Genomic DNA, 22,951 nt, shown 5'->3' with positions numbered 1-22,951 from the left:
AATTCGACGAATACGAGGTGCAAAATATGCTATGCGATAATTGCAAAGAACGACCGGCTTCTGTGATCTTCACCCAGGAAGGCATGGGCGGGTCTACGGAACGTCATCTATGTGAGAAATGTGCGTTCCAAACACAAATGTTTCATTTTGACCCGAATCAGGAACCGTTGTCGATCCAACAATTCCTTTCCCACTGGTTTGGTGGAAGTGAATCAATGCAGCCTTTTCAGCAGTCAAGGGAAAGTACGCCGGAAGGACCAACATGCCCCGACTGCCAATTAACGTTCAGGAAATTCCTCGATATCGGCAAATTCGGTTGTCCAACGTGTTATGACTCGTTCAGGGAGTATTTGCCACGAGTTTTCAGCAAGCTCCATAACGGGCATACGACGCACGTCGGAAAAATACCGGTCTCCTTCAATGAACGATTTGCTTTGAAAAAGAAAGTCGAGGAAATCAGGCTGAAAATGCAGGAAGCGATCGAGGAGGAACGGTTTGAGGATGCCGCCGCATTGAGGGATGAAGCGAATGCACTGAAAGAGCGTTTAGCGGAATGCGGCAATGGAGGTGGAGACAGCGATGTCGATTAATAAATTCATGAAAGGTGCTGTCACTGGATGGATGACGTCGCATGGAGAGCATGCGGATATCGTCATGTCGACAAGGATCCGCTTAGCCCGGAATTTAAGAGGATATCGATTCCCGATTGCGTTCACAATTGAAGAGGCACAGAAAGTAGACTCGCAAGTTTCGGCCGCCTTGCTTACTTCCGACGAAAAAGGGTATGCCTATATGAAGATGTCGGAACTTCCGGCGACAGAAAGACAAGTGCTCGTTGAAAAGCATTTGGTCAGCCCGCAATTGACAGACCCGAAGCGCCATGGAGCGGTCGTACTGTCGGAAGACGAGACGTTGAGCATCATGTTGAACGAAGAGGATCATATCCGCATTCAATGCATCTATCCGGGATTCCAGCTTGAAAATGCCTATGAGCATGCAGACTCTGTCGATAACTATTTGGAAGATAAACTTCCGTATGCTTTCGATGAAGATTTCGGCTACTTGACGAGCTGTCCGTCAAATACGGGCACAGGAATGCGGGCATCGGTCATGATGCACTTGCCTGCTTTGACGATTACAAAGCAAATTGAGCGTATCATTCCGGCCATATCAAGGCTCGGCATGATTGTCAGAGGCAGCTACGGAGAGGGAAGCGAAGCGCCGGGCAATATTTATCAGGTTTCGAATCAGACGACTTTGGGCAAACCGGAGAAAGAGATTCTTTCCGATTTGAAAAATGTAGCGCTCAGGCTTATCGCCCACGAGAGGCGTTCGCGTGAACTTCTTCTTTCCAAATCGCGTATTGCACTAGAAAACAAGCTTTTCCGCTCGCTTGGCATCATCTCGTATGCGAGATTGCTGCCTTCCGGGGAAGCGGCGCGCTGTCTATCAGACGTTCGTCTAGGCATTGATTTGGGAATTATCGAAGATGTCGACATGTCCATATTGAATGAATTAATGATTTTCATGCAACCTGGATTCCTTCAGCAATATGCAGGGTCGGAATTGACCGCGGAAGAAAGGGATATATTTAGAGCTAATCTATTCCGTGAACGTTTGCGGTCGGAGCAACAAAGGGAAGAAAATAATAAAGAAAACTGAGCAATACTTTTGCAACGGACTTTTCTTTTTATTATACTTACGTCAAAGATAGTCAAAGTCAATTTATTGGAATTGGATTGCTACCTGATCTATTGGAATAGAGTAAGAGGAATTCCTATTCTTCATTTTCAATAGTGGGATAGGATAGACGTTATCTATAGAAGGAGTGGAAGAATATGATGTTCAATCGTTTTACACAGCGGGCTCAAAAAGTCCTGCAGCTTGCACAAGAAGAAGCGATCAGACTGAAACATGAATCCATCGGCACTGAGCATATCTTATTGGGTCTCATACGGGAAGGCGGCGGCATCGCTGCGAAAGCATTGGAAGCGATCGACGTCAGTTTCGAAACGATTGAAAAAGGCGTGGAGAGCCTTGTCGGTTCCGGTTCGAAGGAAGTCGGGCCGATTGTCCATTACACGCCAAGAGCGAAAAAGGTCATCGAGCTTTCTGTCGATGAATCACGGAAGCTCGGCCATTCCTATATCGGGACGGAGCATATTCTATTAGCGCTCATTCGCGAAGGTGAAGGAGTGGCTGCCCGCGTATTGAATAATGCGGGTGTCAGCTTGAACCGTGCGAGACAGCAAGTACTCCAATTGCTCGGAAGCAATGATAACGCTGTCGGCAATCAAGGAGCTTCCTCATCCGCTTCTACACCGACGCTTGATAGCCTGGCTCGTGACTTGACGGAAATAGCACGGGAAGGAACGCTTGACCCGGTTATCGGACGCAGCAAGGAAATTACTCGAGTGATCGAAGTGTTGGCGCGCCGTACAAAAAACAACCCTGTATTGATCGGGGAGCCGGGTGTTGGTAAAACAGCGATTGCGGAAGGGCTCGCGCTTCAGATCGTAAACAATGAAGTGCCTGAAATCCTGCGTGATAAGCGCGTTATGACTTTGGATATGGGAACGGTCGTCGCGGGTACGAAATACCGCGGTGAATTCGAGGACCGCATGAAAAAAGTGATGGAGGAAATCCGTCAGGCGGGTAATATTATTCTATTCATTGATGAATTGCATACACTTATCGGGGCTGGCGGAGCTGAAGGGGCAATCGATGCATCCAACATCTTAAAGCCGTCTCTAGCGCGTGGAGAGTTGCAATGCATCGGTGCGACGACGCTTGATGAATACCGTAAATATATTGAAAAAGATGCTGCGCTTGAAAGACGTTTCCAACCGATCCAAGTCGATGAACCGACTGTCGAAGAAACAGTCTTAATCATCAAGGGCTTGCGTGATCGATATGAAGCGCATCACCGTGTAAAAATTACGGATGAAGCGATCGATGCGGCTGCAAAAATGTCAGATCGCTACATTTCGGACCGTTTCCTTCCGGACAAAGCGATTGACTTGATCGACGAAGCGGGATCGAAAGTGCGCCTCCGTTCGTACACGACTCCGCCGAATTTGAAGGAGCTTGAAGCGAAGCTTGAAGCAATTCGCCACGAAAAAAATGCCGCGGTGCAGAGCCAGGAATTCGAAAAGGCGGCATCATTCCGCGATAAAGAGCAAAAAATGAAAGAAGAGCTCGAAACGACGAAGACGGAATGGAAAGAGAAGCAAGGCAAGCAGGAATCAGAAGTGACAGTAAATGACATTGCAGAAGTCGTTGCGATGTGGACGGGGATTCCGGTCGCGAAAATCGCAGAGACGGAAACTGCAAAACTGTTGAATATGGAAGAGCTGCTGCATGAACGCGTCATCGGGCAGAAAGAAGCCGTAACGGCCATTTCAAGAGCGATTCGGAGAGCCCGCGCCGGATTGAAGGATCCGAAGCGTCCGATCGGTTCATTCATCTTCCTTGGGCCGACGGGTGTCGGTAAAACTGAGCTTGCGAGGGCGCTTGCAGAAGCGATGTTCGGTGATGAAGATGCGATGATCCGCATCGATATGTCCGAGTATATGGAGAAGCATGCGACTTCGCGACTCGTCGGCTCACCTCCAGGATATGTCGGTTATGACGAAGGTGGCCAGCTGACTGAGAAAGTCCGTAGAAAACCGTACTCAGTCGTCTTATTGGATGAGATTGAAAAAGCGCATCCGGATGTCTTTAATATTCTCTTGCAAGTGCTTGAGGATGGAAGATTGACGGATTCCAAAGGCCGCACAGTCGATTTCCGCAACACTGTCGTCATCATGACATCCAACGTAGGAGCGGAAACGTTGAAGCAGAACCGCTATGTCGGCTTTAATTTGCAAGATGGGGAACGCGATTATGAAGACATGAAATCAACGATGCTTGAAGCGTTGAAAAAAGCGTTCCGTCCAGAGTTCCTGAATCGTGTGGATGAAATGATCGTCTTCCACTCACTCGAGAAGGAGCACTTGCGAGAAATTGTCACCCTCATGTCGAACGAGTTGATGAAACGACTAGCCGAACAGGATATTACACTTGAGTTGACAGATGAGGCGAAAATGAAAATCTCCGAAGAAGGTTATGATCCTGATTACGGTGCACGTCCGTTGCGCCGGGCTTTGCAAAAGCATGTGGAAGACCGTCTATCGGAAGAGTTGTTGGGCGGAACCGTTCTGACGGGCGGAAAAGTCATCGTCGATGTAGAGGATGGCGAGTTCGTTGTCAAGACAGACCGCGTTCCAGTGGCAGAAAATCAATAATAGGATGGCCCTCCCGTAGAGTTAGCTATCTACGCGGGTGGGCTATCCTTTTCGTATATGGAGGTAAATATGGCGAAACGGAAAACAAAATTCATGTGCAGAGACTGCGGCTATGAATCTCCGAAGTGGATGGGGAGATGCCCCGGATGTGGTGAATGGAATACGATGGATGAGGAAGTTGAAATCGTAAGCAAAGGTCCGCGTGGCGCCTTCAAGCATACAGAGACGGTTCAGCAGAAAGCGATGCCAATCAGCTCGATCGAGACGATGGAGGAGCCGAGAGTCAAAACGGAGCTTGGTGAATTGAACCGAGTGCTCGGCGGTGGGATTGTACCGGGTTCGCTTGTTTTAATCGGCGGTGATCCGGGCATAGGAAAATCAACGCTGTTGCTGCAAGTGTCTTCGCTACTTGCGAATCAAAAGCAACGTGTTCTTTACATATCAGGTGAAGAATCAATCAGGCAGACGAAGCTGCGCGCCGAACGTCTTGGTGTTGCGTCAGATGAGCTATTCATCTACGCGGAGACCGATTTGGCAAAAATACATGAAACGATCAATGAGGTGCAGCCGAAATTTGTCATTGCGGACTCGATTCAGACGATTCATCATCCCGAGGTGACATCCGCGCCAGGGAGTGTTTCGCAAGTTCGGGAATGTACAGCTGAACTGATGCGTATCGCAAAGACACAAAATATAGCTATTTTTATCGTCGGCCATGTGACAAAAGACGGACAAATTGCAGGTCCGCGCCTTCTTGAGCATATGGTGGATACTGTCCTCTACTTTGAAGGGGAGCGACATCATACGTATCGGATATTGAGGAGCGTGAAAAACCGCTTTGGCTCGACGAATGAAATTGCGATCTTTGAAATGCTGCAGTCGGGATTGAAAGAGGTTTTGAATCCATCAGAGCTGTTCCTACGAGAACGTTCACAGGGAGGAGCAGGATCGACTGTCGTTGCCTCCATGGAAGGAACCCGTCCGATCCTCGTCGAAATCCAAGCGCTCGTAACGCCTTCGAGTTTCAACTACCCGAAACGGATGGCGACCGGGATTGATCAGAACCGTGTCTCTTTGTTGATGGCTGTGCTGGAAAAACGGATGGGGATGTTATTGCAAGCGCAAGATGCCTATATTAAGGTTGCAGGCGGCGTCAAGCTTGACGAGCCTGCTATCGACTTGGCGGTCCTCGTGAGCATTGTGTCAAGTTATCGTGATGCAGCTGCGGGCGCAACGGATTGCTTTATCGGTGAAGTAGGCTTGACGGGTGAAGTGCGCCGTGTTTCCCGCATTGAGCAGCGGGTGACGGAGGCGGCGAAGCTTGGATTTGAGAAGGTTGTCATTCCGTCTTCGAATATTGGCGGATGGGATTTTCCGGAAGGGATTCAAGTGGTCGGTGTCGAAACGATCAGTGAAGCATTAAACATTGCGTTTTCGTGAAAAATGCAAGGATATGGGACTTTTATAGGGAGTTCCATATCCTCAGTTTTTCTATATGAGGAACTTCACCGACTTTTCTTCTGTCCTATATTTGTCTGGGGTACATCGATTCCGATGCCTCAAAACGGTGAAGGATATGGAAAACATGTATAGTTGTTAGTAATGAAATGGAGGTGTTGTACATGTTGAAAAGAGTGGTTCAGATAGGACTTTTGCTGATCGGAGGAACACTCGGCGTATTATTTTTACCGTATTTATTCACATTATCTTCTTTTACTTCAAAGCCGATGATTGATAATCCTTACGTAGCTGCTGTCCTAGGAGCGATCGTGTTATATTTGCTAAGTCTTTTCATTGCAGACCCGATCGTGAATTTCATTAAGTGGATGGAAGACCGTCTATTGAAGGCTCCGATTTTCGATTTGTTGTTCGGAACAATCGGCCTGATGGTCGGATTGAGTGTTGCTTTTCTCGTCAGTTTTGGGCTGAGCAGTGTGGAGATTCCAATTATCACGTCCATTCTGCCTGTGCTTCTTTCGATACTTCTTGGATATCTCGGTTTCCAAGTCGGTTTTAAGAAACGAGAAGAGTTTTCAAACGCCATTTTTGCGGCGAGGAACAGCAACCCGAAAAAAAGAGAAAGCGTGGAGGCTGTAAGCCAGCCGGATGCTAAGCTCCACAAGATTTTGGATACAAGCGTAATTATCGACGGAAGGATTGCAGACATAGCGTCGACAGGATTTCTGGAAGGGCTGCTTGTCGTCCCTCAATTCGTCTTGACGGAACTCCAGCATATTGCGGATTCGTCCGATTCATTGAAGCGTACAAAAGGACGGCGGGGACTCGATGTGCTGAAGCGGCTGCAGACGGATGACGGGCCGAATATTTTCATTACAGATGAAGATTTCGCAGACGTTGCGGAAGTTGATCTGAAACTTGTCCGTCTTGCAAAAAGCATGAATGGCCAGGTTGTTACGAATGATTTTAATTTGAATAAAGTGGCGGATCTGCATGGTGTAGCTGTATTAAACATTAATGATCTAGCAAATGCGGTGAAGCCAGTCGTCATACCGGGCGAGGAAATGCATGTCGCCGTCATCAAGGATGGCAAGGAGCATAACCAAGGCGTCGCCTATTTGGATGATGGTACGATGATCGTCATAGAAGATGGTAGAATGCATATAGGCAATGCAATCGATGTCATCGTCACGAGCGTATTGCAGACTTCTGCAGGACGGATGATCTTCGCTAAGCCGAAGAACGGTAAAACGGCAAAGGCGTATTAGAAGAAAGCTGAGGAACAACGATGGAGACATATACAGTAATGCTCCCTGCGGCGGGAAGCGGTCGGCGGATGGGAGCGGGATTCAACAAGCTGTTTTTAGAGATGGCAAGCAAGCCCATTCTCATCCATACATTGGATGTGTTCGAACAGGATCCGGCCTGCTCGGGAATGATCCTTTCCGTGAAGGGCGAGGAAAAGCCGCAAATTGAAGAAATGCTGGAACGGTTTGGTATTACGAAAGTGACTGCGCTCGTCGAAGGCGGAACAGAGAGGCAGCAAAGCGTAGCGGCTTGCATACGTACGCATCAATCGGGAGGAATAGTTCTTGTACATGATGCGGCAAGACCTTTCATCAAACAAGAAGTCATACATGAGCTCGTTGAAGTTGCACAAGAGCATGGCGCTGCAATTGCGGGCGTTCAAGTGAAGGATACGATGAAATATGCACCGGGCGGCGTTGTCGAGGAGACGGTGGATCGGTCGAGAATTTGGGCGATCCAGACTCCGCAAGCGTTCCGCTACGAGCTGCTAAAAGAGGCGTCCGAAAAAGCGGAAGCCGAGGGATTCCTCGGAACGGATGAATCGATGATCGTCGAGCGTCTAGGACACCCGGTGAGAGTTGTAGAAAGTACGTATGACAATGTTAAAATGACGACGAAGGAGGACCTCCTATTTGGAGAGGTCCTCTTGAAGCAGAGAAGGCAGGAGGATTTCTGATGATTCGCATAGGACAAGGTTTTGATGTACATCAGTTTGAGGAAGGGCGGCCATTAATCATCGGCGGCATTACGATTCCGCATGAGAGAGGGTTGACGGGGCATTCCGATGCGGATGTCTTGTTGCATACAGTGACTGACGCTGCACTAGGCGCCATCGGAGAAGGGGATATCGGCAGGCATTTCCCTGACACGGATGAGGCATTCAAGGATGCGGATTCTGCAGTCCTTCTTCAAAAAGTGTGGGAGATCGTAGAATCGAAAGGTTACCGGTTGGGCAATGTCGATTGCACGATTATGGCACAAAAGCCGAAAATGGCGCCGCATATCGAAACGATCCGTGCTCGAATTGCGGAATTGCTGAACGCAGACGTGTCCCAAGTGAATGTAAAAGCGACAACAACTGAAAAACTGGGCTTCGTAGGAAGGGAAGAGGGTATCGCCTCAATGGCGACAATTCTCCTTTTAAAATAAAGGCGGCAGTGTTAAAATAACACAGGAATAACAACGAACGGAGATGCACTCAAATGACAACAGAAGTACGTGTACGTTATGCGCCAAGCCCGACCGGCCATTTACATATCGGCGGAGCTCGCACAGCATTATTCAATTACCTATTTGCACGCCATCATGGCGGCAAATTTATTATCCGCATCGAAGATACTGACACGGAACGTAATATTGAAGCAGGCGAACTGTCCCAGCTTGATAACTTAAAATGGTTAGGGATCCATCATGATGAGTCCGTCGACGTTGGCGGAGACTATGGTCCTTATCGTCAAATGGAACGTCTAGACTTGTATACGAAATATGCGCAAGACATGCTCGATGGAGGGCATGCTTACAAATGTTTCTGTACGACGGAAGAGTTGGAGGCCGAGCGTGAAAAACAAAAGGCTTCCGGCATTGCTGCACCAATGTACGCGGGGACTTGCCGTCACCTGACTGCTGAAGAAGTTGCTGAAAAGGAAGCTGCTGGCATGTCTTATACGATTCGCATGCGAGTGCCTGAACAAGTCACTTATAAAGTGGATGACCTTGTCCGCGGCGAAGTGGCATTCGAATCGAAGGATGTTGGGGACTGGGTGCTTGTGAAAGCGAATGGCATCCCGACTTACAACTTTGCGGTTGTCATCGATGATCACTTGATGAAAATCTCCCACGTATTCCGCGGCGAGGAGCATTTGACGAATACACCGAAACAATTGATGGTGTACGATGTGTTCGGCTGGGAATCCCCACGTTACGGACATATGACGTTAATCGTCAATGAAGAGCGGAAGAAGCTTTCGAAGCGGGATGAATCAATTATTCAGTTCATTTCCCAATACAAGGATCTCGGCTATTTGCCGGAAGCGATGTTCAACTTCTTTGCATTGCTCGGCTGGTCTCCAGGCGGGGAAGAAGAAATCTTCACGCATGATGAATTGATTAAGCTATTCGACGAAAGCCGCCTATCCAAATCACCTTCTATGTTTGATAAAACGAAGCTGACGTGGATGAACAACCAATACGTTAAGAAGCTCAGCTTGGACGAAGTGATCGAATTGACGTTGCCGCATCTTCAGGCTGCTGGGCGTGTGAGCGAACAGATGACAGAAGAGGAACGCAATTGGGTGCATGACTTAATCGCCCTGTATCAGGCTCAGTTAAGCTATGGTGCAGAAATTGTCGAATTGACTGCCCAATTCTTCAACGACCATATTGAATATGATGAACAATCCCAAGAAGTTCTTTCGGGGGAGCAGGTGCCGGAAGTAATGGCATCCTTCCAACGTCAGTTGACTGAGCTTGAGTCATTCGATCCTGCATCAATCAAAGCGGCGATCAAAGAAGTGCAAAAGGAAACGGGCCATAAAGGGAAGAATCTATTCATGCCGATCCGCGTCGTCACAACTGGACAGACGCACGGTCCTGAATTGCCGGACTCCATTGCATTGATCGGTAAGGAAAAGACGATTGAACGAGTTTCAAAATTCGCCGAGGCGTAATTTGATTAGTTGACTTTAGGCATTATCGATGTACAATTGACGTACATTCATTAAAAAACGAAAGCTTTGATAAGGAGAAGTACACATCGCATGCTCTTCAGAGAGGATCATCACCGGCTGAAAGTGATCCGTGCCTCTGCAATGTGGAAATGCCCCTTTGAGCGCCGTGCCGAACGATTAGTAGGCCGGACGCATCGCCAGCGTTACAGGCGTCAAGCGGGAAGGGGTCAATCTCCTTTCAAGCGGAGTGGAACCGCGCATTCAATGCGTCTCTGTCTAATTACGGACAGGGGCGCTTTTTGTATTGATATGGAAACTAAGAGTGGGAGGTCGAAAACAGTGTTTCGTAGGATGAAGGAAGATATCCGTTGCATATTTGAACAAGATCCTGCAGCGCGTAGCACGTTCGAGGTGGTGCTTACGTATTCCGGCCTCCACGCGGTGTGGGCGCATCGGATAGCGCATGCGTTATATAAAAAGAACTTGCTGTTTCTTGCGCGGTCTGTGTCACAGATCAGCCGCTTTTTCACAGGCATCGAAATCCATCCGGGTGCGACGATCGGCAGGCGCCTATTTATTGACCACGGCATGGGGATCGTCATTGGCGAGACGTGCGAAATCGGCGATGATGTAACACTGTACCAAGGTGTAACGTTGGGAGGAACGGGCAAAGAAAAAGGTAAACGCCACCCGACTCTTGGCAATAATGTACTTGTCGCTTCAGGAGCGAAAGTACTCGGTTCCATTACAATCGGCGAAAATAGCAAGATCGGGGCGGGTTCGGTCGTTTTGATTGATGTGCCTGACGATTCAACTGTCGTCGGTATTCCGGGCAAAGTCGTCGTGACGAACGGCGTACGGGTGAAGGATAAACACGACCATCGGAATTTGCCAGACCCAGTCGCGGACACGTGCAACCGCCTAGAAGAGGAAATTGCATTTCTAAAAAGACGGATTGAAGAACTTGAGAAGAAGGAAGGGAAAACCGATGAGTATTCAAATTTATAATACGTTGACACGGAAGAAGGAGCCTTTCATTCCGCTGGAGGAAGGGAAAGTGAAAATGTATGTGTGCGGACCGACAGTCTACAACTACATTCATATCGGCAACGCGAGACCGGTCATCGTTTTTGACACAGTTCGCCGGTATTTGGAATATCGAGGCTATGACGTCAATTACGTGTCCAACTTCACAGATGTCGATGACAAAATCATTAAGACGGCGAATGAACTAGGTGAAGAGGTCGGAGAATTGACTGACCGTTTCATTAACGCTTATTTCGAGGATGTTGGAGCTCTCGGCTGCGGCAAAGCGGATGCCCATCCACGTGTTACGGAGCATATCGACGACATTATCGCTTTTATCCAAGTACTCGTAGATAAAGGGTTCGCTTATGAAGCGCAAGGGGATGTCTATTACAGAACGCGCAAGTTCGACGGCTACGGCAAACTGTCACACCAGTCAATCGATGAGCTGAAAGTGGGGGCTCGTATAGAAGATAGCGGCATTAAAGAGAATGCGCTCGACTTCGCTCTTTGGAAAGCAGCGAAGGAAGGGGAGATTGCTTGGGAAAGTCCGTGGGGTCCTGGCCGGCCTGGTTGGCATATCGAGTGCTCTGTCATGGCGAGAGAGCATTTAGGCGATACGATCGATATCCATGCGGGTGGGCAAGATTTGACATTCCCGCATCATGAGAACGAAATCGCGCAGTCCGAGGCGATGACTGGAAAGCAGTTTGCTCGATACTGGATGCATAACGGCTATATTAATATCGATAATGAAAAGATGTCAAAATCACTCGGGAATTTCATCCTTGTTCATGACATCCGTAAGCAGATCGATCCGAGAGTGCTCCGTTTCTTCATGCTATCCGTCCATTATCGTCATCCGGTGAACTTCTCTCAGGAGCTTGTCGAAAGCGCGTCGAATGGATTGGATCGCATTCAAACTGCGTATAACAATTTGAAGCACCGTTTAAGCACGTCCGCCGATTTGGGCGACCAACAAGATATATGGACGCATAAAGTGGATGAGATCGTCCGTCAGTTTGAAGTTGCGATGGATGATGATTTCAACACTGCGAACGCCATTGCTGCCATCTTTGAACTTGTGAAAACGGCCAACGTTTATTTGTTGGAGAAAAACACTCAAACAGCCGTACTTACTTATTTCATTTCCACGTTTGACCGAATGATGGAAGTGCTTGGCTTGCCATTCAGCGAGGAAGAGCTATTGGATGATGAAATTGACGGGTTGATTGAGGAGCGATTGAATGCCCGCCGTGAACGGAATTTCAGCCGTGCAGACGAGATTAGGGATCTTCTGAAGGAAAAAGGGATCATCCTGGAGGATACCGCTCAAGGAACGCGGTGGAAGAGAGGATGAGCGACGTATATACATTGCGTGACGTCGACGTAAAGCAACTGAACGCATTGGCGCTTGCCTATATGGGGGATGCGGTTTACGAGCAGGCGGTCCGTGAGCATTTGCTGCGCTCGGGCCGCGTGAAGCCGAACATACTCCATAAGGAGGCTACCCGCTATGTATCCGCCAAAGCCCAGGCGTCCGCTGTCAAGATAATGCAGGAGACGGCTTTCCTGACCGATGAGGAGGAAGCCGTCCTGCGGCGCGGGCGGAATGCGAAATCCGGTTCGGTTCCGAAGAATACTGATGTCGTTACGTATAATTATAGTTCGGGATTCGAAGCTGTCCTTGGCTATTTATATTTGCTTGGCAGAAATGAACGGCTGGAAGAAATCATCAGTAAGACAATGCGGTTCATTGAAAATTCGAAAGAGGAGGGCGCATCATGACAAATCAGGAATCGGAATTGATCGGCGGTAAAAACCCGGTCGTGGAAGCACTCCGTTCCGGCAGGGAACTGAATAAGATCTGGATTGCCGAAGGATTGAATAAAAAAAGCATCGGAGAGATCTTGTCGCTGGCGAAAAAATCAGGCGTCATTGTCCAAGCTGTGCCGAAGCAGAAGCTGGATGGCATGCTTGACGTAAACCACCAAGGCATTATCGCCTCTGTAGCCGCCTATTCCTACGCGGAGTTGGATGATTTGTTCGCACTCGCGAAAAACCGAGGCGAAGATCCGTTCTTCCTCATCCTTGATGAATTGGAAGACCCGCATAATCTTGGGTCTATCTTAAGAACGGCGGATGCGACAGGCGTACATGGCATCATCATTCCAAAGAGGCGTTCGGTCGGTTTGACGGGAGTCGTCGCGAAAGCATCGACGGGTGCTATCGAGCACATACCTGTCGTCCGCGTGAACAATCTTTCGCAAACGGTGGAAGAATTGAAGAAAGCGGGTGTCTGGATCGCGGGAACGGACGCGCGAGGCTCGCAAGACTACCGTTCGATGGACGCAACATTGCCTCTCGCTATCATCATTGGAAGCGAAGGAAAAGGAATGTCCCGCATTTTGAAGGAGAAATGCGACTTCCTTTATCATTTGCCGATGATCGGGCACGTGACATCGTTGAACGCCTCCGTCGCCGCGTCTTTGCTCATGTATGAAGTGTTACGTAAACGCAAGCCCCAAACATCTGGGTCATGAAAAAAGACATATTGCTCGTCGATGGATACAACATCATCGGGGCATGGCCGGAACTGAGAAAGTTGAAGCAAGAAAGTCTCGCTCAAGCCCGCGACCGGCTCATCGAACGAATGGCGGAATACAAGGCGCATACGGGCTGGCGTGTCATCGTTCTGTTCGATGCGCACTTGATGCGGGGAATCGAAAAGAAGGATTGGAAACATAAAGTCGAAGTCGTTTTCACCCGTGAAAATGAAACCGCTGATGAGCGAATCGAAAAAATGGTGTCCGAATTAAGTGGGCGCAAAGTCCAAATTCACGTTGCCACATCTGATTTAACGGAGCAATGGGTCATTTTTGCACAAGGCGCACTTCGGAAATCGGCTCGCGAGCTAGAAATTGAAATGGATGAAATTGATAAACTGATTACGAAAAAAGTGAAAGAAATCCAAGAGGAACGACCGTTTTCGAAGATTCAATTGTCTGACGAGGTGGCAGAAATATTTGAAAAATGGCGTCGAGGAATGAAATGAACGGTTGACGCAAAAATTTTCCATACGGTATACTGATTGAAATGGCAATAACGAATCGGGGTGTGGTGATTGGCGGGAAATGTATACGTTCAAGGGGGTATTACTGATTTCACCGGGCTATCCGATGAAGAGCTTTTAGTTCGTATCCATGAGGGCAGCACGGACGCGCTTGATTTCCTTATTACCAAATATCAAACTTTCGTAAAAATGAAAGCGCGCTCATATTTCATGATGGGCGGCGATCGGGAAGATATCATTCAGGAAGGAATGATCGGCCTCTATAAAGCAATCCGTGACTTCAGGATGGATCGTCTTGCTTCGTTCCGGGGATTTGCGGAATTATGCATCACAAGGCAAATCATTACAGCTATCAAGACGGCAACGAGACAAAAACACATTCCGCTGAATACGTCGGTATCTTTGGACAAGCCTGTGTTCGACGAGGAATCCGATCGCACTTTACTGGATGTCATTTCAGGCTCCGTTCTCGATGATCCTGAAGATCTGATAATCCACAAAGAAGATTTCATCCATATGGAAGGGGAAATCAATAAAGTGCTTAGCGGGCTGGAAAAGCAAGTGCTATCACTCTATTTGGAAGGGCAGTCTTATCAAGAGATATCAGATGAATTGAATCGGCAAGTCAAATCCGTAGATAATGCGCTCCAACGCATCAAACGGAAACTCGAACGACATATGCAACTGGATGTTGTTCATTGAGGTGCGTGAAGGTTGCCAAACAATTTCCATCGTGTTGACATCATGAATATTAGGTGTTACTCTTTAGCAAGACAATGACGATGTAATTAGACTATCGACAATAGTTGCACGACGGAATTCCAAGGTGAAAAAATGTCTAAAAAACTGATTTTATGCTGTGATCGCTGTGGGTCAAGAAACTATGTCATCCCCGCGGGGAATAAACAGCCAACGGTCCGGTTCACAGTTAAGAAGTTTTGCAATCAATGTAATACACATACAGAACATAAACAAACAATCTAGTTGCAGCAATATACTTAGTATTCGGAGGTCTACGATTGAATGGGTAAGGTAACCGGTTTTTTTAAAGATGTCGTCTCTGAAATGCGGAAGGTCAGCTGGCCGAAGCGAAAAGAATTAACACGCTATACGATCGTTGTCATTAGTACGGTCGTTTTCATGGCAGTTTATTTTGGTCTTGTCGATTTGGGCATTTCAGAAGTAATGGAATGGTATCTTGCGTTATAATAAGACAGCATGAATATCCTTGTTGAAAAATATCCCGTCTTGTTACATGAACGGGTTTTTTCATTTTTCGGAAATATAAAGTGTAATCGGCTTATATACGGGGAATTTATTAGTGAGACTTTTAATGAGTTGTGAGCGCTGAAATCAACAGCTATTTGAAAAAAGGAGGGACGGACACACAGTCCTACGTCATTATGGAAATGGAGAAAAATTGGTACGTCGTCCACACATATTCAGGTTATGAAAACAAGGTAAAAGCCAACCTGGAAAAACGTGTCGAGACGATGGGAATGCAAGATAAAATATTCCGCGTCGTCATCCCGGAAGAGCAAGAAACGGACTTCAAAGACGGCAAAAAACGGACAGTCATGAAAAAAACATTCCCTGGATACGTCCTTGTGGAACTGATCATGACAGACGACTCTTGGTATGTCGTCCGTAACACGCCTGGCGTCACAGGGTTTATCGGATCCTCAGGCGGAGGTGCGAAACCGACACCGCTCTTGCCGGAAGAAGTCGATTTCATCCTCAAACAGATGGGCGTCAAAGAACGGAAATCTGAAGCTGACTTTGAAGTTGGCGAAGTGATCGAAGTGCTGGAAGGGCCTTTTGCTCATTTCCAAGGGAAAGTGGAAGAAATCGATCAGGACAAAGGAAAAGTTCGCGTTTCCGTCGATATGTTTGGTAGAGAAACGATTATGGAACTTGACTTTGGACAAGTTGAAAAAATATAAGAGATTACTACTTGCAAGAACAGCATAATAGTGGTATCATTTCAAAGGTCAGACTGTAAACAGAACAGTCTGGACGGATTAACCAAATTCTACCGGATGAAACCGGCAGGCACATATTGAGTGGGAGGGGCAACCCAATTACCACATCACGGACTTAAGGAGGTGTGTCTCGTGGCTAAAAAAGTAACCAAAATCGTGAAATTGCAAATCCCAGCAGGTAAAGCTAACCCAGCTCCACCGGTTGGACCAGCACTAGGTCAAGCAGGTGTTAACATCATGGGATTCTGTAAAGATTTCAACGCACGTACAGCAGATCAAGCAGGCTTAATCATTCCTGTTGAAATAACTGTATTTGAGGACCGTTCATTCACATTCATTACAAAAACTCCACCAGCAGCAGTATTGCTGAAAGTTGCAGCTAATCTTCAAAAAGGTTCAGGCGAACCGAACAAAAAGAAGGTAGCTACTGTGAAACGTGATAAAGTTCGCGAAATTGCAGAACAAAAAATGGAGGACCTAAACGCAGCATCGGTTGAAGCGGCGATGGCAATGGTTGAAGGTACTGCGCGCAGTATGGGAATCACGATCGAAGACTGATCGCGATTATAACCAAAGGCGGTTCTTTGTAGTGGGGGTTGCGCTTGTTCCTGTTCCTTGGAGCACGCAACCCTTATTCGTGGGAGGTTCAATCCGTTAAAACCACAAACGAGGAGGAAATTTTAATGGCTAAAAGAGGTAAAAAGTTCACTGAAGCGGCGAAGCTTGTAGATCGCACGCAAGTGTATGACTTGAAAGAAGCGATTGAGCTTGCTAAGAAAACAAGCACAGTCAACTTCGATGCAACTGTTGAGGTCGCATTCCGTCTAGGAATCGACACTCGTAAAAACGACCAGCAAATCCGTGGAGCTGTTGTGCTTCCAAACGGAACTGGTAAAACTCAACGCGTTCTCGTTTTCGCTAAAGGCGAAAAATTGAAAGAAGCGGAAGCTGCAGGTGCAGACTTTGCAGGCGATGCAGAGTACATCACTAAAATCCAACAAGGCTGGTTCGATTTCGACGTTATCGTTGCAACTCCGGATATGATGGGCGAAGTTGGTAAAATCGGTCGCGTATTGGGACCAAAAGGCTTAATGCCGAACCCTAAAACAGGCACAGTAACATTTGATGTTGCTAAAGCTGTTGCAGAAATCAAAGCAGGTAAAGTTGAATACCGTGCGGACAAAGCTGGTATTATCCACGCTCCAATCGGAAAAGCTTCTTTCGACAACGAAAAGCTTGAAGAAAACTTCAAAACTGTTTTTGAAACGATCCAAAAAGCTAAACCAGCTGCAGCAAAAGGAACTTACATGAAGTCAGTGAACGTCACGACTACAATGGGTCCTGCGGTCAAAATTGATCCATCGTCTGTAGTTATTAAATAAAAAACATTGACAAGCTTGAAATCTTATAGTAAGATTTCGTTTGTTGTAAACTAAATCATTTGTACCGTAGACAGCAGGGGCTATTACAGCTTAATCATCCTGCCGAGGACAAGACGCTCTTTATGTTAAAGATGACGACTTTTCTGCCCTCGTGGTCTACTTTGTGGATTGCGAGGGCTTTTCATATCGGTATGAATGACCCGAATTCTTACAGGAGGTGTCAAGATGAGCAAAGTATTAGAAGCTAAACAAGCGGTAGTTGAAGAGATCTCAGGAAAATTGCAATCAGCGGTTTCCGTTGTCGTAGTCGACTATCGTGGTCTTAACGTGAGCCAAGTTACGGAACTTCGTAAACAGCTTCGTGAAGCAGGCATCGACTTCAAAGTTTATAAAAACTCAATGTCTCGCCGTGCTGCTGAAACAGCTGGACTTGAAGGGTTGAATGAGCATTTGGTAGGTCCGAACGCAATCGCGTTCTCTACTGAAGATGTTGTTGCTCCTGCTAAAATCCTTAACGACTTCGCTAAGAAGAACGACAAGCTTGAAATCAAAGCAGGCGTGATCGAAGGGAATATCGCTTCTGTTGAAGATATCAAAGCATTGGCGGAACTTCCATCCCGCGAAGGACTTCTTTCCATGCTACTCAGTGTTCTACAAGCTCCAATGCGCAACTTCGCGCTTGCAACAAAAGCTGTTGCAGAGCAAAAAGAGGAACAAGGCGCTTAAGTTTACTCAAGCGGCCTGAACAAAAATCTGCGGGATAATTCCCGACAAACTAAAACCTATTTAGGAGGAAAACATAATGACTAAAGAACAAATCCTTGACGCGATTAAAGAAATGACAGTTCTTGAATTGAACGACCTTGTAAAAGCTATCGAAGAAGAATTCGGCGTAACTGCTGCAGCTCCAGTAGCAATGATGGGCGGAGCAGGTGCTGGTGAAGCAGCTGCTGAGCAAACTGAATTCGACGTAGTTCTTGCATCTGCAGGAGACCAAAAAATTAAAGTTATCAAAGTCGTTCGCGAACTTACTGGCCTAGGCTTGAAAGAAGCGAAAGAAGTAGTTGATAACGCTCCTAAAGCGATCAAAGAAGGCGTTTCTAAAGAAGAAGCTGAAGAAATGAAAGCTAAACTTGAAGAAGTTGGCGCTGGCGTAGAAGTTAAGTAATTTCTTGATAAATGAAGGAAGGCTCGTCGAATTTGGACGGGCTTTTCTTCGTTTTTTTATCTAAACGACAACTTTTGATCTTGTATTTAAAAAGAAAAATAAATGGGTAACCTTTCGGAAGGAAGGAGGATCAGTATGTCCGAACATTACTACTCTAAAAATCCAGCAGTAAAAAGTGATCCGAAGGAATGGCAAGCGACATTGCGCAACAACCGTCTGCGTTTCAAAACAGACGCGGGTGTATTCAGCAAAGGGGAAGTGGATTTTGGTTCGCGCCTGTTAGCGGAAACTTTCACAATGCCTACTGTTGCAGGTGATGTGCTAGATGTCGGCTGTGGATATGGACCTATCGGATTATCGATCGCCGCATCTTTTCCGGATCGGAACATTCAAATGGTCGATGTCAACGAAAGAGCGATGGCTCTTGCAAATGAAAATGCTGAACTGAACGGCATTCGAAATGTGTCTGTTTATCCGAGCGATGCGTTGTCGGCTGTAGAGGCGGATGGATTCGCCGCAATATTGACGAACCCGCCAATCCGGGCAGGAAAAGAGACGGTATTCAAAATCTATGACGGTGCTTTTTCCAAATTGGCTTTCGGTGGAGAGCTGTGGGTTGTCATTCAGAAGAAGCAAGGTGCTCCTTCCACGATGGCGCATTTGACGGAGGTTTTCGGAAATGTGGAAACCATGGAAAAGAAAAAAGGATATTTCATACTCAGAGCCAAAAAGTCTTGACCTGAGAGTTTCGTTGTGCTAGTATTGTAAAATGCATAAATAATATAATGCGGTCGTGTGCCCTTTTGCATAAGTTTTGGAAATCTAAGGCATACTGGCAATGGATAAAAGATTGTTAAACCGAAAATGAGCTCTTGCCAGAACTCGTTTTCTTTTTGTTTTTTCGATATCATACACTATTTTTATGATTTCGCAAAGGACTAATATTGTTTTGAGGGGTGAAAGAGTTGACAGGTCATTTAGTTCAGTATGGTCAACACCGTCAGCGCAGAAGTTTCGCGCGGATCAATGAAGTTCTCGAGCTGCCGAATTTGATTGAAATCCAGACGGCATCTTACGAGTGGTTCTTGGAAGAAGGATTGCGGGAAATGTTCCGCGATATTTCTCCGATCCAGGATTTCACAGGTAATCTTTCGTTGGAATTCATTGATTATCAACTTGGTGAACCGAAATACCCTGTTGATGAATCAAAAGAGCGTGATGTTACGTATGCAGCACCGCTCCGCGTAAAAGTGCGCTTGCATAACAAGGAAACAGAAGAAGTGAAGGAACAGGACGTTTTCATGGGTGACTTCCCACTTATGACTGAGAACGGAACATTCATTATTAACGGTGCGGAACGGGTTATCGTATCACAGCTCGTTCGGTCCCCAAGCGTCTACTTCAATGATAAAACGGACAAGAATGGGAAGCGCGGTTTTGCGGCGACTGTCATTCCGAACCGTGGTGCATGGCTCGAGTATGAAACCGATGCGAAAGATGTTGTCCATGTCCGGATCGATCGTACCCGTAAATTGCCGATTACAGTTCTTCTTCGTGCACTTGGGTTCTCGACGGATCAAGAGATCATCGATTTGATCGGTGATAACGAATACTTGCGCAATACGCTTGAAAAAGATAACACGGAAACGTCGGAAAAGGCATTGCTTGAAATCTATGAGCGTCTTCGTCCTGGCGAACCACCGACATTGGATAGCGCGAGAAGCCTGCTATATTCCCGCTTCTTCGACCCGAAAAGATATGATTTGGCGAATGTCGGCCGTTATAAAATGAATAAAAAGCTTCATCTGCAAAACCGTCTATTCAATCAAACGGTTGCAGAAACACTTGCAGACCCTGAAACAGGTGAAATTTTACTTGAGAAGGATCAACTGATCGATCGGAGAACATTGGACCGTCTATTGCCGCATCTTGAAAAAGGCGTTGGCATCCAAGAATTGTCGCATGTCGGCGGAGTTTTGGAAGAAGACATTACAATCCAAACGATCAAGATCTATGCTCCGAAGAGTGAAGAGAAGCAAGTGATCAATGTCATCTCGAATGCAAGCATCGACGAGTCGGTGAAACACGTGACACCTGCAGATATCGTTGCATCCATCAGCTATTTCTTCAACTTGCTTCATGGAGTTGGAAATACGGATGATATCGACCATCTCGGTAACCGTCGCCTACGTTCAGTCGGTGAGTTGCTGCAAAATCAATTCCGTATCGGTCTATCTCGTATGGAACGTGTCGTTAAAGAACGTATGTCCATCAATGACACTCAATCGATCGTGCCTCAACAATTGATCAATATCAGACCGGTTATCGCTTCCATCAAAGAATTCTTTGGCAGCTCGCAGCTGTCTCAATTCATGGATCAGACGAATCCACTTGCCGAATTGACGCATAAGCGACGTTTGTCTGCGCTCGGACCTGGTGGATTGACTAGGGAACGTGCGGGCATGGAAGTTCGTGACGTCCACTATTCCCACTATGGACGTATGTGTCCGATTGAAACGCCGGAAGGTCCGAACATCGGATTGATCAACTCCCTGTCGACGTTTGCAAGAGTAAATAAGTTCGGTTTCATTGAAACGCCTTATCGGAAGGTTGACCCTGAAACTGGACGCGTCACTCACCAAATCGATTACTTGACTGCAGATATCGAGGATAACTATGTCGTTGCACAGGCGAACGCGCCGCTCAACGAAGATGGTTCCTACGTAAACGAAGAAGTCGTCGGCCGTTTCCAAGGGGATAATACAGTATTCAAACGTGAGCAGATTGACTATATGGACGTGTCTCCAAAACAAGTTGTATCTGCGGCGACTGCTTGTATCCCATTTCTTGAAAACGATGACTCCAACCGTGCCCTAATGGGAGCGAACATGCAACGTCAAGCTGTACCTTTGTTGAATCCTGAAGCTCCATTTGTCGGTACTGGGATGGAACACGTTTCAGCGCGTGACTCCGGAGCTGCAGTACTTGCCAAATACCATGGTATCGTTGAGCACGTCGAAGCGAAGGAAATTCGTATTCGACGCATTGAGACTGTGGATGACAAAGAAGTCAAAGGCGACTTGACGATTTACAGACTTGAGAACTTTATCCGCTCCAACCAAGGGACTTGCTATAACCAACGTCCGATTGTCAGTGTCGGTGACCGTGTGAAACCGCGCGATATCCTTGCTGACGGTCCTTCGATGGATCAAGGGGAACTTGCTTTGGGCCGGAACGTCCTCACAGCCTTCATGACGTGGGACGGTTATAACTATGAAGATGCGATCATCATGAGCGAACGTCTCGTGAAGGATGACGTCTTTACTTCAATTCATATCGAAGAATATGAGTCGGAAGCTCGGGATACGAAACTTGGACCTGAAGAGATTACAAGGGACATCCCGAACGTCGGTGAAGAAGCTCTTCGCAACCTTGACGACCGCGGTATCATCCGTGTCGGTGCAGAAGTTCGCGATGGCGATATCCTCGTCGGAAAAGTGACGCCTAAAGGTGTTACTGAATTGACAGCTGAGGAAAGACTTCTTCATGCAATCTTCGGTGAAAAAGCACGTGAAGTGCGCGATACATCTTTACGAGTTCCTCACGGTGCAGGCGGAATTGTCCTTGACGTGAAAGTGTTCAACCGTGAAGATGGCGACGAATTGCCACCGGGCGTCAACCAGCTCGTTCGTGCGTATATCGTACAAAAACGTAAAATCTCCGTCGGGGATAAAATGGCTGGACGTCACGGAAATAAAGGGGTAATTTCGCGTATCTTGCCTGAATCTGATATGCCATACCTTCCAGACGGAACACCGATTGATGTCATGTTGAACCCACTTGGTGTACCATCCCGTATGAACATCGGACAGGTATTGGAAATGCACTTAGGAATGGCTGCACGGAATCTGGGCATTCATATGGCTTCGCCGGTATTTGACGGAGCGAATGAAGAAGATGTCTGGACGACAATGGAAGAAGCCGGCATGAACCGTGACGGTAAGACGATCCTTTACGATGGCCGTTCAGGTGAACCGTTTGATAGCCGCGTATCCGTTGGTGTCATGTATTTGATCAAACTTGCGCATATGGTCGACGACAAGCTACACGCTCGTTCGACTGGACCATATTCACTCGTTACTCAACAGCCGCTCGGCGGGAAAGCCCAATTTGGCGGACAGCGTTTCGGGGAGATGGAAGTTTGGGCACTCGAGGCCTATGGTGCCGCTTATACGTTGCAAGAAATCCTTACTGTCAAATCGGATGATGTTGTCGGCCGTGTGAAAACATACGAAGCAATCGTCAAAGGTCAAAGCGTTCCTCAGCCGGGCGTGCCTGAATCGTTCAAAGTATTGATCAAAGAACTTCAGAGCCTTGGTTTGGATGTTAAGATGCTAACGGAAGAATTCGAGGAAATCGAAATGCGTGATCTCGATGACGACGATGATATGCAACCGACAGATGCATTGAATCTTATGGCTGAAGAGGTCTGATGAAGTAATAATTTATACAATTGGATAGGGGAGCTGTCATATGCTCCCCTATTTTTAAACGATAATGATGAGAGTCCATCGCGGAGATAAGATAAGAGGGAGGTAGGCT

Annotated in this window: 23 protein-coding genes and 2 other annotated features; all 23 genes read left to right on the top strand. The window is 47.1% G+C overall.

The features are described from left to right. Positions 1-26: 26 nt before the first annotated feature. The 23 genes from AC0L13_RS18865 to rpoB all read left to right on the top strand — a co-directional run bounded on the left by AC0L13_RS18865 (position 27) and on the right by rpoB (position 22,842). Positions 27-590, top strand: a complete 564-nt coding sequence (locus tag AC0L13_RS18865) for a UvrB/UvrC motif-containing protein (protein ID WP_473642277.1) — start codon at positions 27-29, stop codon at positions 588-590. Then, positions 580-1,662 carry a protein arginine kinase gene (locus tag AC0L13_RS18860; protein ID WP_473642276.1) on the top strand — a complete coding sequence of 361 codons (1,083 nt, stop codon included), beginning with the start codon at positions 580-582 and terminating at the stop codon, positions 1,660-1,662. The genes AC0L13_RS18865 and AC0L13_RS18860 overlap by 11 nt, the downstream gene beginning before the upstream one ends. A 176-nt stretch (positions 1,663-1,838) precedes the next feature. After that, positions 1,839-4,286, top strand: a complete 2,448-nt coding sequence (clpC, locus tag AC0L13_RS18855; protein ID WP_473642275.1) for an ATP-dependent protease ATP-binding subunit ClpC — start codon at positions 1,839-1,841, stop codon at positions 4,284-4,286. A 69-nt stretch (positions 4,287-4,355) separates the two neighbouring features. Beyond that, entirely contained in the window at positions 4,356-5,726 is a 1,371-nt protein-coding gene (gene radA, locus AC0L13_RS18850) for a DNA repair protein RadA (protein WP_473642274.1), read from the top strand. Positions 5,727-5,908: 182 nt separating this feature from the next. Continuing rightward, on the top strand, positions 5,909-7,012 hold the full coding sequence (locus AC0L13_RS18845) for a PIN/TRAM domain-containing protein (RefSeq protein ID WP_473642273.1): 1,104 nt from the start codon (positions 5,909-5,911) through the stop codon (positions 7,010-7,012). 20 nt (positions 7,013-7,032) lie between these two features. Then, positions 7,033-7,728 carry a 2-C-methyl-D-erythritol 4-phosphate cytidylyltransferase gene (ispD, locus tag AC0L13_RS18840; RefSeq protein WP_473642272.1) on the top strand — a complete coding sequence of 232 codons (696 nt, stop codon included), beginning with the start codon at positions 7,033-7,035 and terminating at the stop codon, positions 7,726-7,728. Then, the gene (gene ispF / locus AC0L13_RS18835; RefSeq protein ID WP_473642271.1) at positions 7,728-8,201 is read left to right on the top strand and encodes a 2-C-methyl-D-erythritol 2,4-cyclodiphosphate synthase; all 474 of its coding nucleotides are present in this window, start codon (positions 7,728-7,730) and stop codon (positions 8,199-8,201) included. The genes ispD and ispF overlap by 1 nt, the downstream gene beginning before the upstream one ends. Positions 8,202-8,254: 53 nt before the next feature. Then, the gene (gene gltX, locus AC0L13_RS18830) at positions 8,255-9,718 is read left to right on the top strand and encodes a glutamate--tRNA ligase (RefSeq protein WP_473642270.1); all 1,464 of its coding nucleotides are present in this window, start codon (positions 8,255-8,257) and stop codon (positions 9,716-9,718) included. A 57-nt stretch (positions 9,719-9,775) separates the two neighbouring features. Continuing rightward, positions 9,776-9,995: a binding site (T-box leader), on the top strand. A 62-nt stretch (positions 9,996-10,057) separates the two neighbouring features. Then, entirely contained in the window at positions 10,058-10,726 is a 669-nt protein-coding gene (gene cysE, locus AC0L13_RS18825) for a serine O-acetyltransferase (RefSeq protein WP_473642269.1), read from the top strand. Beyond that, entirely contained in the window at positions 10,707-12,104 is a 1,398-nt protein-coding gene (gene cysS, locus AC0L13_RS18820; RefSeq protein WP_473642268.1) for a cysteine--tRNA ligase, read from the top strand. The genes cysE and cysS overlap by 20 nt, the downstream gene beginning before the upstream one ends. Then, the gene (locus AC0L13_RS18815; protein ID WP_473642267.1) at positions 12,101-12,532 is read left to right on the top strand and encodes a Mini-ribonuclease 3; all 432 of its coding nucleotides are present in this window, start codon (positions 12,101-12,103) and stop codon (positions 12,530-12,532) included. The genes cysS and AC0L13_RS18815 overlap by 4 nt, the downstream gene beginning before the upstream one ends. Further along, positions 12,529-13,287: a 23S rRNA (guanosine(2251)-2'-O)-methyltransferase RlmB gene (gene rlmB, locus AC0L13_RS18810; RefSeq protein WP_473642266.1), complete on the top strand. Its 759-nt coding sequence runs from the start codon at positions 12,529-12,531 to the stop codon at positions 13,285-13,287. Before AC0L13_RS18815 ends, rlmB begins: the two co-directional genes overlap by 4 nt. Next, positions 13,284-13,799, top strand: coding sequence for an NYN domain-containing protein (locus AC0L13_RS18805; protein WP_440498974.1), 516 nt, complete (start codon positions 13,284-13,286; stop codon positions 13,797-13,799). Before rlmB ends, AC0L13_RS18805 begins: the two co-directional genes overlap by 4 nt. Before the next feature lie 69 nt (positions 13,800-13,868). After that, entirely contained in the window at positions 13,869-14,519 is a 651-nt protein-coding gene (sigH, locus tag AC0L13_RS18800) for an RNA polymerase sporulation sigma factor SigH (RefSeq protein ID WP_473642265.1), read from the top strand. A 132-nt stretch (positions 14,520-14,651) separates the two neighbouring features. Further along, positions 14,652-14,801: a 50S ribosomal protein L33 gene (gene rpmG, locus AC0L13_RS18795; protein WP_473642264.1), complete on the top strand. Its 150-nt coding sequence runs from the start codon at positions 14,652-14,654 to the stop codon at positions 14,799-14,801. Positions 14,802-14,840: 39 nt separating this feature from the next. Beyond that, positions 14,841-15,026 (top strand): preprotein translocase subunit SecE, encoded by a 186-nt coding sequence (secE, locus tag AC0L13_RS18790; protein WP_473642263.1) that lies wholly within the window; start codon positions 14,841-14,843, stop codon positions 15,024-15,026. Positions 15,027-15,226: 200 nt separating this feature from the next. Further along, positions 15,227-15,760, top strand: coding sequence for a transcription termination/antitermination protein NusG (nusG, locus tag AC0L13_RS18785; RefSeq protein WP_473647123.1), 534 nt, complete (start codon positions 15,227-15,229; stop codon positions 15,758-15,760). A gap of 171 nt (positions 15,761-15,931) precedes the next feature. Continuing rightward, a complete protein-coding gene (gene rplK / locus AC0L13_RS18780) occupies positions 15,932-16,357 on the top strand; it encodes a 50S ribosomal protein L11 (protein ID WP_191693394.1) in 426 nt (141 codons plus the stop codon). Between the two features lie 125 nt (positions 16,358-16,482). Continuing rightward, entirely contained in the window at positions 16,483-17,181 is a 699-nt protein-coding gene (gene rplA, locus AC0L13_RS18775) for a 50S ribosomal protein L1 (protein ID WP_440498978.1), read from the top strand. A gap of 46 nt (positions 17,182-17,227) precedes the next feature. Beyond that, positions 17,228-17,374: a sequence feature (ribosomal protein L10 leader region), on the top strand. Positions 17,375-17,406: 32 nt separating this feature from the next. Further along, a complete protein-coding gene (gene rplJ / locus AC0L13_RS18770; protein ID WP_473642262.1) occupies positions 17,407-17,907 on the top strand; it encodes a 50S ribosomal protein L10 in 501 nt (166 codons plus the stop codon). Between the two features lie 76 nt (positions 17,908-17,983). Further along, positions 17,984-18,349 carry a 50S ribosomal protein L7/L12 gene (gene rplL, locus AC0L13_RS18765; RefSeq protein ID WP_473642261.1) on the top strand — a complete coding sequence of 122 codons (366 nt, stop codon included), beginning with the start codon at positions 17,984-17,986 and terminating at the stop codon, positions 18,347-18,349. Between the two features lie 135 nt (positions 18,350-18,484). After that, positions 18,485-19,087 carry a class I SAM-dependent methyltransferase gene (locus tag AC0L13_RS18760; RefSeq protein ID WP_473642260.1) on the top strand — a complete coding sequence of 201 codons (603 nt, stop codon included), beginning with the start codon at positions 18,485-18,487 and terminating at the stop codon, positions 19,085-19,087. A gap of 218 nt (positions 19,088-19,305) precedes the next feature. Further along, on the top strand, positions 19,306-22,842 hold the full coding sequence (gene rpoB, locus AC0L13_RS18755; RefSeq protein ID WP_473642259.1) for a DNA-directed RNA polymerase subunit beta: 3,537 nt from the start codon (positions 19,306-19,308) through the stop codon (positions 22,840-22,842). Positions 22,843-22,951 lie beyond the last annotated feature (109 nt).

The organism is Sporosarcina sp. QA0331 (genome assembly GCF_055808055.1).
The sequence above is the reverse complement of the archived record's forward strand: the minus strand, read 5'-3'. Positions and strand labels throughout refer to the sequence as shown.